We start from the raw sequence: 13,814 nt of genomic DNA on the forward strand, positions 1-13,814 counted from the left end.
ATTTCGGCGGGGTCAAATCCTGGTTGATGCCGTTGAAAAAACACGCGTTTGCAGGGCATTGACCGGGAAAATTGTTGACACACATGTAGTTGTCTGTTTTATTGAGAGCACAGTTTTTAAAGGCAATGAAGAGGAGTAGTAGATGCCTCCCCCTGTTGCAGAGAGCCGGCGGTCGCTGCGAGCCGGTACAGGGGTGTGTCGAACTCGCCTCGGAGCCGCGTGAGTGAACCGGCCGTCAGGCCGCTAGCCGTCGTCGTGAGCCTGCGTTAAGGGTCAATAGAGGTCCGCCGAAACCAGCATGGCGAAGGTGGGCGAATCAGGGTGGTACCGCGAAGCGTCAAGCTCTCGCCCCTGTACGGGGTGCGAGCTTTTTTATTTTCTGAAGGGGGGTGGTTGTGTGGAATCGGACCTTGGCGACCTAGTTTTCAGTGAACCCTTCGCTAGAATGTTTACGGTGTTTCGAGGCAATCAGCACGGCTGCCCTGGCCGCAGAACAGCAATCCGGGCCGCAAAACAACAGGAGACGACATGAACAAGCCCAAGATGATCAGGATTTTCGATACCACCCTGCGGGATGGCGAGCAGTCCCCCGGGGCGAGCATGAACATCGAGGAGAAATTGCGGATTGCGCACCAGTTGGAAAAAATGAACGTCGATGTCATCGAGGCCGGTTTTCCGATTGCCTCCGACGGGGACTTCGAGGCGGTGAAGAAAATCGCCCAGACGATCATGGGACCGCAAATCGCCGGGCTCTCCCGGGCCAACGACAAGGACATCGATCGGGCGTGGGAGGCGCTCCAATATGCCGGTGAGCGCGGTCGCATCCATACCTTCATCGCCACCAGCGACATCCACATGAAGTACAAGCTCAAGATGACCGAGGACCAGGTGGTGGAAACCGCAGTCAAGGCGGTACAGCGGGCGGCCGGCTACACGCCGAACGTCGAATTTTCGGCCGAGGATGCGGTTCGCACCCGACTCCCCTTTCTGGCCAGGGTGGTGGAGGCGGTGATCGCCGCCGGCGCCAAGGTGGTCAACATCCCCGATACCGTCGGCTACACCATTCCGTCCGAATATTTCAACATCATCAAGTATCTCAAGGACCACGTGCCGAACATCGAAAAGGCGATTCTTTCGGTGCATTGCCACAACGACCTGGGCTTGGCCGTGGCCAACTCGCTGGCAGCGGTTCAAGCCGGGGCGGAGCAGGTCGAATGCACCATCAACGGCATCGGCGAACGGGCCGGCAACTGCTCCCTGGAAGAAGTGGTGATGGCGCTGCGGACGCGCCACGATATTCTCCCCTTTGCCACCAACGTGAAAACGGAGCACATCTACGCTGCCAGCAAGCTGCTTTCCACGGTCACCGGCATCGTCGTCCAGCCGAACAAGGCGATCGTCGGCGCCAATGCCTTCGCCCATGAAGCGGGCATCCACCAGCACGGGGTGTTGATGGAAAAGTCGACCTATGAGATCATGACCCCCGAATCGATCGGCCTGACGCAGAACAAGCTGGTGCTCGGCAAGCACTCCGGCCGTCATGCCTTTATCGACCGCCTCAAGGAGCTGGGGTACGAGCTTTCCAAGGAGGATGTCGAAAAGGCTTTTGTCCGCTTCAAGTCGCTGGCCGACCAGAAAAAGGAGATCTTTGACGAGGATCTCGATGCCATCGTCGCTGATGAGATCATCCGTGTGCCGGAGCGCTACAAGCTGCTGCAGATGAACGTCTCCTCCGGTTCCTTCGCCGCGCCGACAGCTACCGTCGAGATGGAAGTCGACGGCAAGGTGAAGAAGACCGCCATGATGGGTGACGGGCCGGTCGATGCCACTTTCAAGGCAATTAAAAAGTTGACCAAGGCCGAAGCCCGCCTGTTGCACTTTTCCGTCGGTGCCATCACCGGCGGCACCGATGCGCTGGGTGAATGCACTGTCCGCCTCGAAGAGGACGGCCGGGAGGTGCTGGGGCAGGGGGCGCATTCCGACATCATCGTCGCCAGCGCCAAGGCGTATGTCAACGCCCTGAACAAAATAGCTTCGGTGGTCAAGCGGACCAGCATCCATCTGTAGGAACAAGAATCAGGAATAGCCTGATACCTGAAACCTGATCCTTCGATTCACACCAAGGAGAGAACATGGGAAAAACGATAGCGGAAAAGATATTCGACGCTCACCTGCGCGACGAACCGTTCCCTGGCGCCAAGGTCCTCAACCTCGACCGGGTGCTCTGTCACGAGATCACGACGCCGGTGGCGATTGCCGACCTCGAGTGGCGCGGCAAGGACCGGGTTTTCGACAACACGAAGATCAAAGCGGTCATTGACCACGTCACCCCGGCCAAAGACAGCAAGACCGCCCTGCAGGCAAAGATGCTGCGCGATTGGGCTCGCCGGCACGCCATCAAGGATTTTTTCGACGTCGGCCATAACGGTGTCTGCCATGCCCTTTTCCCCGAGAAGGGGTACATTCGGCCGGGCTTTACCGTCATCATGGGTGACAGCCACACCTGCACCCACGGTGCTTTCGGTGCGTTTGCCGCCGGCGTCGGTACCACCGATCTGGAGGTCGGCATCCTCAAGGGGGTCTGTGCCTTCCGCGAGCCGGCCACCATCCGTGTCAACCTGACCGGAAAGCTTCCGGACGGGGTCTACGCCAAGGATGTGATTCTCTTTGTCATCGGCCAGCTCGGGGTCAATGGCGCCACCGACCGGGTGATCGAGTTCCGCGGTCCGATCGTCGATGCCATGAGCATGGAAGCGCGCATGACCCTGTGCAACATGGCGATCGAGGCGGGCGGCACCTGCGGCATCTGTCTGCCGGATATGACCACCGTCGATTACCTCTGGCCCTTCATCCAGGGAGAATACTCGAGCAGGGAGGCGGCGTTGGCCGACTTCAGGAAATGGCACTCGGATGCCGACGCCAAGTACGAGAAGACCCTCGACTTCGACGTCTCGAAGCTCGAGCCGCAGGTCACCTACGGCTTCAAGCCCGACTGCGTCAAACCGGCGAAGGAGATGGCCGGCACAAAGGTCGACCAGATTTACATCGGCACCTGCACCAACGGCCGCATCGAGGATTTGCGCCAGGCGGCGGCCATCCTCAAGGGGAAGAAAATTGCCGAAAGCGTTCGTGGTATCGTCTCTCCGGCCACGCCGAAGATTTTCAGCGACGCCCTGGCCGAGGGGATCATCCAGATTTTCATGGATGCCGGCTTCTGCGTAACCAACCCGACCTGCGGCGCCTGCCTGGGAATGAGCAACGGCGTGCTCGCCGAAGGGGAGGTCTGCGCCTCAACCAGCAACCGCAACTTCAATGGTCGCATGGGCAAGGGGGGAATGGTCCACCTGATGAGCCCTGCCACCGCCGCCGCCACCGCACTCACCGGCGTCATCACCGACCCGCGGACCATCTGATCTGGTCGCGCTGGCGATGTAGGGGCGCACTGCGTGCGCCCCTACGTGAATTTCCATATGGAGAGATAAAAGATGAAAAAGACCTTCGGCGGGCCGGCCATCTTCCTCGACCGGTCCGATATCAACACTGACGAGATCATCCCGGCCAAGTACCTCACCGAAGTCACCAAGGAAGCCCTCAAACCCTATTGCCTGGAGGATCTCAAGCTCGATGGCTTCGACCCCAGGGGGGAGAAGCTGAAAAACGCCCGGGTGGTTGTTTCCCGGCAGAACTTCGGCTGCGGCTCGTCCCGCGAACACGCGCCCTGGGTGTTTGAGGTGAATGACATCCATACCATCATCGCCGAAAGCTATGCCCGCATCTTCAGGCAGAACATGTTCAACGGCGGCATGCTCGCCATCGAGTTGCCCAAGGCTGATCTGGACCGGCTCTTCGCTCTGGAGAAGCTGGGCGCGGTCGGGATCGTCGTCGATTTGCCCGGCCAGAAGCTGACGGCCGAGGCGGGAGGCAAGGACGAGATTTTCAGCTTCGAGATCAGCCCCTTCGACAAGGCGCTGGTCGAGGCCGGCGGCTGGGTCGAGTTCGCCGACGCACGGTACTGAGGCGCTGACAGCATTTTGGAAATGCTAGAGGCCGGGCGAAGACCCCGGCCTCTAGTGCGTCTGGTCCTTCGTGATGCAGATGGAGGTCGCTATGGTTCTTCCCCTGTTGCAGAAACGCCGCAGCATTCGCCAGTTCAAATCACTGCCGGTCGAGCCGGAAAAGGTCGAGCAGCTGATCGAGGCGACGCTGCGTTCCCCCTCTTCGCGGGGGCTCAATCCTTGGCAGTTCGTGGTCGTCGACGACCCGGAGACCCTCCGGCGTTTGGGCAAAGCCAAGGCGCACGGCTCCGAGTTCCTGACCGGGGCACCGCTGGCGGTGGCGGTCTGCGCCGATCCCGCGCGTTGCGACGTCTGGATCGAGGACTGCGCTATCGCTGCCATTATCCTGCAACTGGCTGGCGAGTCGCTGGGCCTGGGCAGCTGCTGGGTGCAGATCCGCCAGCGCCCGCACGGCGAGGGCCGCAGCGCTGAGGCTTACGTGCGGGAGGTGCTCGGACTGCCGGTGTCGCTGGTCGTAGAATGCATTATCGGCATCGGCTATCCGGCCCGCGGCTTGCCGGGGCACCCGCGGGAGAGCTTGGCCTTCGATAGGGTGCATCGCAACCGATTCGGTGGCTGATTCCGGGTCTGAACACTGACAGGCAGCAATGCTCCACAGGTCTGGCGGATTCCCCCGGCCTTCGTTCAAAAATCGAAACCGTCCTGATATTGCAAGCAGGAGAATCCCTTCCCGGAAAGACCTGAAGTTTCGTCGATGTTGGAGAGTGATTTAAAATTGATATTGTCATAATGATAGTAATATGTTACAGCAATTCGAAGCGGCTGTCTCCGCGGCGGGGCCGGCCTGTTGAGAGGTTCTGCAACAGTATGGCCGGCGAGGTGTGTGGAATGCAGGATTACCGTTATCATCCAACCGACAATTTTGCGGCCAAGCTGGAAAAGATCGGCAGACAGGACCCGCCGGGACATGCACGCATATTGCGGGTGATCAAACGATTGCTGGCGAACCCGGCGGATGCCGACGGCTGGATGCATGGGGCCCATCATGGCCGTTTGAAGAAATATGTCGGCCGTCGTGACTACCGGTTGATCTATCACTGGTGTGAGCTCTGCCGCAAGGAGAACCGCCGGATCGAGGATCGCTGTGGGAGTTGTGACATCCTTGCGGACCACAGTGTCATTTTCTTCGATATTTATCATAAGAACGAGCTCGCCTACCTGAAGAATCTCGGTTGAGACCGGCTCGCAATCTAAAAAAGGACTGGAATGACTGCCGCCGACAAGCTCATTGATTTTCTTCGGTCGCAGCTTGGTTCCGAGACCCACGTCGGCCCCTGGCTGACAATTGATCAGGAACGGATCGACCGCTTCGCCGAAGTGACCGGCGACGTCCAGTGGATACATACCGATCCGCAGCGTGCGGCCAGCGAATCTCCGTTCGGTGCGACGGTGGCCCACGGTTTCCTGACCCTCTCATTGCTCCCTTTTCTGACCCAGAGCAACCATCCCTATTTTTTTCAGAAGAACTATCCTGGCATGCGGTTGCGGGTGAATTACGGTCTGAACCGGGTTCGCTTCCCGTCCCCCGTCGTCGTCGGTTCGCGTCTCCGTGCCCACTCCACCCTGCTGAGTGCCGAAAAGCTCGGTGAGGCCGTCGAGGTCGTCTATCGTCTGACGGTGGAGATCGATGGAAAGGAGAAGCCCGCCTGCGTGGCGGAGTCGGTCGTGCGGGTCTATCCCTGATCGTGCAAAGCGCCCTGCTTGACGTCATTCTGGTTGGGTGTGCATGTTGTGGCACGGCTTGTGGGACTGATGTGGCACATTTTTGGCCACGCACAAGTACCTGCAGCAAAAAAGATTTGACAAACAAATATCCCATTCCTATAGTGACAACCGTTCGAAAAAGCGGCTTTTTTGCCGGCTTGTTCCGGCCTGGAATCCAGATCTGAGTTCATATCCGAAGGAGAGAAGCAGGATGGCGAAGCAGTGCAAGGTAGCGGTTCTTCCCGGCGACGGGATTGGTCCCGAGGTGATGGCGGAAGCCCTGAAAGTCCTCGATGCGGTGGAAATGAAGTTTGCAGTAAAGTTCGAGCGGACCTTTGCCAACGTCGGCGGCGCCGGGATCGATAATGAAGGAAAGGCCCTGCCGCAGAGTACGATCGATATCTGCAGGGCGTCCGATGCCATCCTTTTCGGCTCGGTCGGCGGCCCCAAGTGGGAGAGCCTCCCCCCCGACGAACAGCCGGAGCGCGGGGCGCTGCTTCCTTTGCGCAAGATCTTCGGTCTTTACGCCAACCTGCGCCCGGCGATCATCTTCCCCTCGCTGACGGGTGCCTCGTCGCTGAAAGAAGAGGTCATCGCCGGCGGCTTCAACGTGCTGGTGGTTCGGGAACTCACCGGCGGCATTTACTTCTCCCAGCCGAAAGGCATCGAAGGGGAGGGGCGCGAGCGGATCGGCATCGACACCATGCGTTACAGTGTTCCCGAGATCGAGCGTATCACCCACGTCGCCTTCCAGGCGGCGCGCAAGCGCGGCAAGAAGGTCTGTTCCATCGACAAGGCCAACGTTCTTTCCACTTCGGTCCTGTGGCGGGAGGTTGTCATCGGCATCGCCAGGGAGTACCCGGACGTCGCCCTCTCGCACATGTACGTCGATAACGCCGCCATGCAGCTGGTCAAGTGGCCCAAGCAGTTCGACGTGATCCTCTGTGAGAACATGTTCGGGGACATCCTCTCCGACGAGGCGGCGATGCTCACCGGTTCCCTGGGGATGCTCCCTTCGGCGTCCCTGGCCGAAGGCTCCTTCGGTATGTACGAACCGTCCGGTGGCAGCGCTCCGGACATAGCCGGGCAGGGGGTCGCCAACCCCATTGCCCAGATTCTTTCTGCCGGCATGATGCTGCGCTACTCCTTTGGCATGGTCGAGGCCGCCGATGCCATCGACAAGGCCGTGGCGAAGGTCCTCGATCAGGGGATCCGCACCCGCGACATCTACCAGCAGAAGTCTGGCGAGAAACTGGTCAACACGAAAGAGATGGGCGACGCGATCGTCGGCAATCTGTAGTCCCGGGACCCGAGTCCCGAGTGATTGAATCTTGAACCTTTGACCGGACCCGGGGCTTTGGACCCGGGATCTTAGACTTCTGACCGTAACTAAACTCGAGAAAAGGAACAGCTCCCATGAAAGTCGGACTCATCGGTTGGCGCGGCATGGTCGGTTCGGTTCTTCTGCAGCGCATGCAGGAGGAAAACGATTTCGCGGGCATCGAGCCGGTCTTCTTTTCCACCTCCCAGGCCGGGGCGCCTGCCCCCATGAACGCCGGGACTCTCAAGAATGCCTCGGATATCGCCGAACTCAAGAAGCTTGACGTCATTCTCACCTGCCAGGGCGGCGACTACACCAAGGCGGTCCACCCCGAACTGCGCAAGGCCGGCTGGCAGGGGTACTGGATCGACGCCGCCAGCACCCTGCGCATGGAGAAGGACGCCGTCATCATCCTCGACCCGGTCAACCGAGGGGTCATCGATACGGCGCTCGCCAAGGGGCAGAAGGATTTCATCGGCGGCAACTGTACCGTCAGCCTGATGCTCATGGCTCTGGGTGGGCTGTTCCGCGCCGATCTGGTGGAATGGCTCTCCTCCATGACCTATCAGGCCGCCTCCGGCGCCGGTGCTCCCAACATGCGCGAACTGATCAGCCAGATGGGGGTACTGCACGGCTCGGTTCACGACCGGCTCAAGGACGTGGCCTCGGCAATCCTCGACATCGATCGGGAAGTCACCGCCATCCTGCGCAGCGACATCATGCCGAAGGAGGAGTTCGGCTTCCCCCTGGCCGGCAACGTCCTGCCCTGGATCGATCGCGAAGTCGAGGACGGCCAGAGCCGCGAGGAGTGGAAGGGGTTTGCTGAAACCAACAAAATTCTCGGCACTGCCACCCCGATTCCGGTCGACGGCATCTGCGTGCGTGTCGGCGCCATGCGTTGCCACAGCCAGGCGCTGACCATCAAGTTGAAGCGGGATGTACCGCTCGCCGACATCGAGAACCTGATCGCCAACGACAACCAGTGGGTCAAGCTGGTGCCGAACACCAAGGCCGACACTCTCGCCCAGCTCACTCCGGCCGCCGTCTCCGGGGATCTCACCGTCCCCATCGGCCGCGTGCGCAAGATGAAGATGGGCCCGCAGTACCTTTCAGCCTTCACCTGCGGCGACCAGCTCCTCTGGGGCGCCGCCGAGCCGCTGCGGCGGATGCTGCGCATCCTGCTGGAGCGGTAAACCGAAAGAGCGTGAATAGTGTGGGGGCACGGCGCGCCGTGCCCCAACGGTCGATGGAACGTAGGGGCGATTCATGAATCGCCCCTACGCGCATTCCAGGTCAGGAAACGGGTGGGACAGGTCATGAGCAAGTTGTTTAATATCGCCATCGTCGGCGCCACCGGTGCCGTGGGCACCGAAATGTTGCGGGTTCTGGAGGAGCGCGAGTTCCCGGTGCAGTCGCTGCGCCTGCTCGCCTCCGAGCGCTCCGAAGGGAATTTTCTCGAATTCGCCGGCGAGGCGATCATGGTGCAGAAACTCACCAGGGATTCCTTTGCCGGGATCGACATCGCCCTGTTCGCAGCCGGGGGTGAGCGGAGCACGGCATTCTGCCCGATCGCTGCGGCCGCCGGTGCGGTCTGCATCGACAATTCCAGCGCTTGGCGCATGGACCCTGAGGTCCCGCTGGTCGTCCCCGAGGTGAACCCCGGCGATATCTCCGGTTACGCCAGAAAGGGGATCATCGCCAATCCCAACTGCTCGACCATCCAGATGGTGGTGGCGTTGAAGCCGCTGCACGATGCTGCCAGAATCAAACGGGTGGTGGTCTCCTCCTACCAGGCGGTTTCCGGTACCGGCCAGAAGGCGATCGAGGAACTGCGTATCCAGACCGGCGAACTGCTCAACGGCCGGCCCGCCGACTGCAAAGTTTATCCGCACCAGATCGCTTTCAACTGTCTGCCGCACATCGATGTCTTCATGGACAACGGCTACACCCGGGAAGAGATGAAGTTGGTCAACGAGACCAGGAAGATCATGGGCGACGACTCGATCATGGTCACCGCTACCACGGTGCGCGTGCCGGTCTTCTACGGCCACAGCGAGGCGGTCAATGTCGAGACCGAGAAGAAGATCTCCGCGGCGCTGGCTCGGGACCTGCTGGCCGCCGCCCCTGGCGTCCAACTGGTCGACGACGTGAGAAATGAGGTCTACCCGATGCCAATCGACGCAGCCGGGCAGGACCTGATCATGGTTGGCCGCATCCGCGAGGACGAGTCGATTGCAAACGGTCTCAATCTCTGGGTGGTCGCCGACAACCTGCGCAAGGGGGCGGCGACCAACGCGGTGCAGATTGCCGAGATCCTGGCGGAGAAGTATCTTTAAGGCAGGCAAGAGGCAAGAGGGACCTTGGCCTTTGGGCTTTAGACATTGGACCCGGGACTTCGATTTAAACTATGGCCCTCATTGATGACATCACCCTCGGACGGTTCGTTCCGGGGGATTCCTTTCTGCATCGCCTCGACCCGCGGTTCAAGCTGACCGGCCTGCCGATCCTGGTGATTGCCGCCTTCGCGGCGCACACTGACGGGCAACGACTGGCTCTGGCCCTGCTGGCGGGGGCGCTGATTCTGCTGGCCGGCGGCGAATGGCGTTTTTTTCTGCGGGGGCTGTGGGTCCTTCGCTGGCTTTTTCTCTGCACCGTTCTGCTGCACCTGATGTTTTCGCCCGGCCGGACCCTGTTCGGAAGTGTCTGGTTTTCCCTCGACGGGCTGTTGCGCGGACTGCTGGTCTGTGAACAATTGGCGCTGGCCGTGCTCTTCTCCTCGTTGCTGACTCTCTCGACATCTCCGGCGGAGCTCGCTGCCGCGGTCACCTCCCTGCTGCGGCCGTTTGGTCGCTTCGGCCTCCCCGTCAGGGACCTCAGCCTGCTTCTGCTGCTGGCGCTGCACTTTATCCCCATTCTGCGTGAGGAGGCGCTGGCCCAACTGGCGGCCATTCGGGCCAAAGGGGAGAATCCAGCCCGTGGTCGACTGCTGGAACGGGGGCAGGCTGTCGGGCGGATGGTGGCGCCGCTCTTGCTGCGTCTGGTCGATCGCGCCGACCGTTTGGCTCTTGCCGTGGCAGCCGGGGAGCCGGTGGTGGAGGAGTTGCACCTTCCCCCCTGCTGGCAATTGCGACGGGATGAGGTCGTTTTTCTGTTGTTTCTGTCGCTTTGTCTCGGCTTTATTTTCCGGGTGCTGTGATGAAGACCATCTTCCTGACCGTCGAGTATGACGGCACTGACTTTGTTGGCTGGCAGATCCAGCCCAACGGCCGATCGGTGCAGGAGGTGCTGGAAACGGCCCTCACTCGGGTGCTCGGCGCTCCGGTGCGTATTCATTCGGCGGGACGCACCGATGCCGGGGTGCACGCCCGGGGAATGACGGCACACTTCGAGACTGCTGCCGACCTGCCGCTGGCAGCCTACCGGGAAGGGGTCAACCGTTTGCTGCCGCCGGACGTGGCGGTGCGCGTGGCGACCGAGGCTCCCGAGGGTTTCCACGCCCGCTTCGATGCTCGGGGCAAGTGGTACCGCTATGCGATTTACGTTGCTCCTGTCCGTTCGCCGCTTCTGGGCCGCAGTGCCTGGCATCTCCGTGCCCCTCTCGATCTGGCGGCGATGGACCGGGCCGCGCAGGATTTCGTCGGCCGTCACGATTTTGCCGCCTTCCGTTCGGCCGGCTGCGACGCCCGGACCACAGAACGGGAAGTCTTTTCGGTGCAGATGGAGAACCAGGGCGAGCTGCTGCTCATCGACGTTCGGGGCGCGGGATTTCTGCGCAACATGGTAAGGGTGATGGTTGGTACCCTGGTGGAAATCGGCATGGGCCGGCGACCCCATACCGACGTGGCGTCTCTGCTTTGCCAGGGCTGCCGCCAGAAGGCCGGTCGGACCGCGCCGGCGCTAGGGCTCTGTCTGATGGAGGTCTGGTATTAAAGGGCGCGAGGCATGAGGCATGGGGCATGAGTGCGTCTGGCTCTAGCCTTCAGCCTATTGCCTCGTGCCTGCCTTGCAAAACGCCTCTCGGAAGGTATAGTTGACCTCAACTCGGGTCTTTCCTGCGTGAGGTTGTGAATGCCTAAAAATCTGAAAATTCTGGTCCCCATCGATTTTTCCCGACATAGCCTGGAAACACTTCGCTTCGCACTTTCTCTGCGGGATTATTTTGCTGCGACCTATGTGCTGCTGCATGTCGTTCCGGCCGGGGAGGCGGAAACTTTCGCCACGCTGGGTGGTGAGTCGAGCGAGGTGCAAACCCGCCGCGTCAGCGAGGCCCTGGCCGAACTGGAGCGGGAGGCCGAACGCCGCCGCCAGGAAGTTCCCGGAATCGAACTGGCCTGCCGGGTCACGACCGGTGTCTCTTTTAAGGAAATCTGCCGTCTGGCCGACGAGGAGAACTTTCAGCTCATCGTCATCGGTACCCACGGTCGGACCGGGCTCTCCCACCTGCTCATCGGCAGTACCGCCGAAAGAGTCGTGCAGCATGCTTCCTGCCCGGTGTTGAGTGTCAAGCCCCAGGTTCTGTGAAAGTGGCGGCCGTCAATTTTGCGGGTTAAAAAAGGCTTGACATACCCACTTTATTCGGCTATTTTCACGGCTTCTGTGAGCCCCGTTACCAAATCACAGATTCAAGTCTGAAAGGGAGCCCGATGAGTACGCAAGTTGCCAAGCAGTCGGATATTCAAAGAAATTGGTTTGTCGTTGATCTGGAAGGGAAGATTCTCGGACGTGTCGCTACCGAAATCGCCCGCGTCCTGCGCGGCAAGCATAAACCCATTTATACTCCCAGTGTCGACACCGGCGATTTTGTCGTTGTCGTCAACGCCGGAAAGGTCAAGCTGACCGGCAACAAGCTGGCAGACAAAATGTATTACCGTCACACCGGTTTTCCCGGCGGAATCCGTTCGACCAACGCCGAAAAGCTGCTCGCGAAAAAACCTGAGGAGCTGATCAAGCAGGCGGTGAAGGGGATGCTTCCCAAGAATAAACTGGGTCGTCAGATGTTCCGCAAGCTCAAGGTCTATGCTGCGGCCGAGCATCCCCATGTCGCTCAACAGCCCAAAGAACTCGCCCTTTAAGAGTTTACTCAGGAGATAGAAGATGGCCGAGCAGAAATTCTACGCTACCGGTAAAAAGAAAACCTCCGTTGCGCGGGTCTGGATCCAGCCGGGGACGGGGAACATTGTTGTCAACAAGCGTTCCATCGATGACTATTTTGGCCGGGAAACGTCCAAGATGGTGATTCGCCAGCCCCTGGAGCTGACCAGCAACGTTGGCAAGTTCGATGTATTCGTCAATGTCAGTGGCGGCGGTCCTTCCGGACAGGCCGGCGCGATCAAGCATGGTATCACCAAGGCTCTGCTTGAGGTGGATATCGCGCTGCGCGGCGTGCTGAAGAAGGCGGGTTTCATCACCCGCGACAGCCGGATCAAGGAGCGGAAGAAATATGGCAAGGCGGCTGCCCGTCGCAGCTTCCAGTTCTCCAAGCGTTAACCGCTGCGTTGTCACGGCCGGTCGGTTTCCGGCTCCATATGTTCACTGGAAAAGGGAAGCCCTCGGGTTTCCCTTTTCTTCTTCCCGGAGGTTGTCATGGTCAAAGTCGCCGTTGTCGGTGCCAGCGGTTACACCGGTGTGGAGTTGATCCGTCTTCTACTGGCGCATCCCGGCGTCGACATTACCTGCGTTACCTCGCGGCAGAATGCCGGCGAGAATATCGCAGCTGTCTTTCCCTCCCTGCTGGGCAGGATTGATCTTGTCTGCGACCCCGTCGACCCGGCCCTGATTGCGGCCAAGGCGGATTTCGTCTTTACCGCCCTGCCGCATCAGTCGGCCATGGCAGTGGTACCTGAGTTGCTTGCCGCCGGCAGGAAGGTGGTCGATCTCTCGGCCGATTACCGTCTGCGGGAAGTGTCGGTGTATGAGGCCTGGTATGCCAGGCATACCAGTGCCGACCTGCTCGCCGAGGCTGTCTACGGCCTGCCCGAATTCTATCGTACCCAGGTTGCCGGCGCCCGTCTGGTCGCCAACCCCGGTTGCTACCCGACCAGCGTCGCCCTGGCCCTGGCGCCACTGCTCAGGGCCGGACTGATCGATCCGGCCACCCTGATTATCGACAGCAAGTCCGGGACCAGCGGCGCCGGCCGTTCGGCCAAGGTCGACGCTCTCTTCTGCGAGGTCAACGAGGGATTCAAGGCCTATGGAGTGGCCAGCCACCGGCACACGCCGGAGATCGAGCAGACCCTGACCGATCTCGCCGGTGAAAGTGTGGTGGTGAACTTTACACCGCACCTGTTGCCGGTCAACCGGGGTATCCTCTCCACCTGCTATGCAGCCCTCAGGACGGAAATGTCGACGCAGGAGCTGGTCGAAATCTTCCAGCAGCATTATGCCGGCGAGTATTTTGTCCGCGTCCATCCAGCCGGGAGTCTGCCGAATGTCGCCTTCGTTCGGGGAAGCAATTTCTGCGACCTGGGTGTGGTGGGCGACCCGCGCACCGGCCGGGTCATCGTTGTTTCGACCATCGACAACCTGGTCAAGGGGGCGGCCGGCCAGGCGGTGCAGAACATGAATCTCATGCTTGGCTTCGAGGAGAATGCCGGCTTGACCGCGCTGGCGGTGTTCCCTTAATGGCGGTCACTGGTCCGTGGTCCGCTGTCAGTTGTTGGCGGTTTTGCAGCGGACCACGGACCACGGACAACTGATCTTTTCAGAGGGTTTTC

Annotated in this window: 15 protein-coding genes and 1 other annotated feature; all 15 genes read left to right on the forward strand. The window is 60.5% G+C overall.

Annotated features, from left to right (window positions below; translation table 11 throughout):
* Positions 1-116: 116 nt before the first annotated feature.
* Positions 117-356: a binding site (T-box leader), on the forward strand.
* A 172-nt stretch (positions 357-528) separates the two neighbouring features.
* The 15 genes from VD811_05360 (at position 529) to argC (ending at position 13,722) form a co-directional block, all read left to right on the forward strand.
* Entirely contained in the window at positions 529-2,067 is a 1,539-nt protein-coding gene (locus tag VD811_05360) for a 2-isopropylmalate synthase (protein HXV20405.1), read from the forward strand.
* Between the two features lie 65 nt (positions 2,068-2,132).
* A complete protein-coding gene (locus tag VD811_05365) occupies positions 2,133-3,413 on the forward strand; it encodes a 3-isopropylmalate dehydratase large subunit (GenBank protein ID HXV20406.1) in 1,281 nt (426 codons plus the stop codon).
* Between the two features lie 72 nt (positions 3,414-3,485).
* Positions 3,486-4,016, forward strand: a complete 531-nt coding sequence (locus VD811_05370; GenBank protein HXV20407.1) for a 3-isopropylmalate dehydratase small subunit — start codon at positions 3,486-3,488, stop codon at positions 4,014-4,016.
* A 91-nt stretch (positions 4,017-4,107) separates the two neighbouring features.
* On the forward strand, positions 4,108-4,635 hold the full coding sequence (locus tag VD811_05375; GenBank protein HXV20408.1) for a nitroreductase family protein: 528 nt from the start codon (positions 4,108-4,110) through the stop codon (positions 4,633-4,635).
* Between the two features lie 269 nt (positions 4,636-4,904).
* Positions 4,905-5,252: a toxin gene (locus VD811_05380; protein HXV20409.1), complete on the forward strand. Its 348-nt coding sequence runs from the start codon at positions 4,905-4,907 to the stop codon at positions 5,250-5,252.
* Positions 5,253-5,282: 30 nt separating this feature from the next.
* On the forward strand, positions 5,283-5,759 hold the full coding sequence (locus VD811_05385) for a MaoC family dehydratase (GenBank protein ID HXV20410.1): 477 nt from the start codon (positions 5,283-5,285) through the stop codon (positions 5,757-5,759).
* 232 nt (positions 5,760-5,991) lie between these two features.
* Positions 5,992-7,080, forward strand: coding sequence for a 3-isopropylmalate dehydrogenase (gene leuB, locus VD811_05390; protein HXV20411.1), 1,089 nt, complete (start codon positions 5,992-5,994; stop codon positions 7,078-7,080).
* A 116-nt stretch (positions 7,081-7,196) separates the two neighbouring features.
* Positions 7,197-8,294, forward strand: a complete 1,098-nt coding sequence (gene asd, locus VD811_05395) for an aspartate-semialdehyde dehydrogenase (GenBank protein ID HXV20412.1) — start codon at positions 7,197-7,199, stop codon at positions 8,292-8,294.
* Positions 8,295-8,417: 123 nt separating this feature from the next.
* Positions 8,418-9,437, forward strand: a complete 1,020-nt coding sequence (locus tag VD811_05400) for an aspartate-semialdehyde dehydrogenase (GenBank protein HXV20413.1) — start codon at positions 8,418-8,420, stop codon at positions 9,435-9,437.
* 71 nt (positions 9,438-9,508) lie between these two features.
* Positions 9,509-10,297 carry an energy-coupling factor transporter transmembrane protein EcfT gene (locus VD811_05405; protein HXV20414.1) on the forward strand — a complete coding sequence of 263 codons (789 nt, stop codon included), beginning with the start codon at positions 9,509-9,511 and terminating at the stop codon, positions 10,295-10,297.
* Positions 10,297-11,031 carry a tRNA pseudouridine(38-40) synthase TruA gene (gene truA, locus VD811_05410; protein ID HXV20415.1) on the forward strand — a complete coding sequence of 245 codons (735 nt, stop codon included), beginning with the start codon at positions 10,297-10,299 and terminating at the stop codon, positions 11,029-11,031. Before VD811_05405 ends, truA begins: the two co-directional genes overlap by 1 nt.
* A gap of 138 nt (positions 11,032-11,169) precedes the next feature.
* Positions 11,170-11,622 (forward strand): universal stress protein, encoded by a 453-nt coding sequence (locus VD811_05415; protein HXV20416.1) that lies wholly within the window; start codon positions 11,170-11,172, stop codon positions 11,620-11,622.
* Between the two features lie 122 nt (positions 11,623-11,744).
* A complete protein-coding gene (gene rplM / locus VD811_05420; GenBank protein ID HXV20417.1) occupies positions 11,745-12,173 on the forward strand; it encodes a 50S ribosomal protein L13 in 429 nt (142 codons plus the stop codon).
* A 22-nt stretch (positions 12,174-12,195) separates the two neighbouring features.
* A complete protein-coding gene (rpsI, locus tag VD811_05425) occupies positions 12,196-12,588 on the forward strand; it encodes a 30S ribosomal protein S9 (protein ID HXV20418.1) in 393 nt (130 codons plus the stop codon).
* 96 nt (positions 12,589-12,684) lie between these two features.
* The gene (gene argC, locus VD811_05430; protein ID HXV20419.1) at positions 12,685-13,722 is read left to right on the forward strand and encodes an N-acetyl-gamma-glutamyl-phosphate reductase; all 1,038 of its coding nucleotides are present in this window, start codon (positions 12,685-12,687) and stop codon (positions 13,720-13,722) included.
* Positions 13,723-13,814: the final 92 nt, after the last annotated feature.

Source organism: Desulfuromonadales bacterium (assembly GCA_035620395.1).
Classification (GTDB): domain Bacteria; phylum Desulfobacterota; class Desulfuromonadia; order Desulfuromonadales; family DASPGW01; genus DASPGW01.

Excerpts from the sequence above, each read along its gene's own strand:
- leuB (HXV20411.1), top strand. The coding sequence starts at position 5,992 with ATGGCGAAGCAGTGCAAGGTAGCGGTTCTTCCCGGCGACGGGATTGGT.
- VD811_05370 (HXV20407.1), top strand. The coding sequence starts at position 3,486 with ATGAAAAAGACCTTCGGCGGGCCGGCCATCTTCCTCGACCGGTCCGAT.
- VD811_05360 (HXV20405.1), top strand. The coding sequence starts at position 529 with ATGAACAAGCCCAAGATGATCAGGATTTTCGATACCACCCTGCGGGAT.
- argC (HXV20419.1), top strand. The coding sequence starts at position 12,685 with ATGGTCAAAGTCGCCGTTGTCGGTGCCAGCGGTTACACCGGTGTGGAG.
- VD811_05405 (HXV20414.1), top strand. The coding sequence starts at position 9,509 with ATGGCCCTCATTGATGACATCACCCTCGGACGGTTCGTTCCGGGGGAT.
- VD811_05415 (HXV20416.1), top strand. The coding sequence starts at position 11,170 with ATGCCTAAAAATCTGAAAATTCTGGTCCCCATCGATTTTTCCCGACAT.
- VD811_05375 (HXV20408.1), top strand. The coding sequence starts at position 4,108 with ATGGTTCTTCCCCTGTTGCAGAAACGCCGCAGCATTCGCCAGTTCAAA.
- asd (HXV20412.1), top strand. The coding sequence starts at position 7,197 with ATGAAAGTCGGACTCATCGGTTGGCGCGGCATGGTCGGTTCGGTTCTT.
- truA (HXV20415.1), top strand. The coding sequence starts at position 10,297 with ATGAAGACCATCTTCCTGACCGTCGAGTATGACGGCACTGACTTTGTT.
- rplM (HXV20417.1), top strand. The coding sequence starts at position 11,745 with ATGAGTACGCAAGTTGCCAAGCAGTCGGATATTCAAAGAAATTGGTTT.
- VD811_05365 (HXV20406.1), top strand. The coding sequence starts at position 2,133 with ATGGGAAAAACGATAGCGGAAAAGATATTCGACGCTCACCTGCGCGAC.
- VD811_05400 (HXV20413.1), top strand. The coding sequence starts at position 8,418 with ATGAGCAAGTTGTTTAATATCGCCATCGTCGGCGCCACCGGTGCCGTG.
- VD811_05380 (HXV20409.1), top strand. The coding sequence starts at position 4,905 with ATGCAGGATTACCGTTATCATCCAACCGACAATTTTGCGGCCAAGCTG.
- rpsI (HXV20418.1), top strand. The coding sequence starts at position 12,196 with ATGGCCGAGCAGAAATTCTACGCTACCGGTAAAAAGAAAACCTCCGTT.
- VD811_05385 (HXV20410.1), top strand. The coding sequence starts at position 5,283 with ATGACTGCCGCCGACAAGCTCATTGATTTTCTTCGGTCGCAGCTTGGT.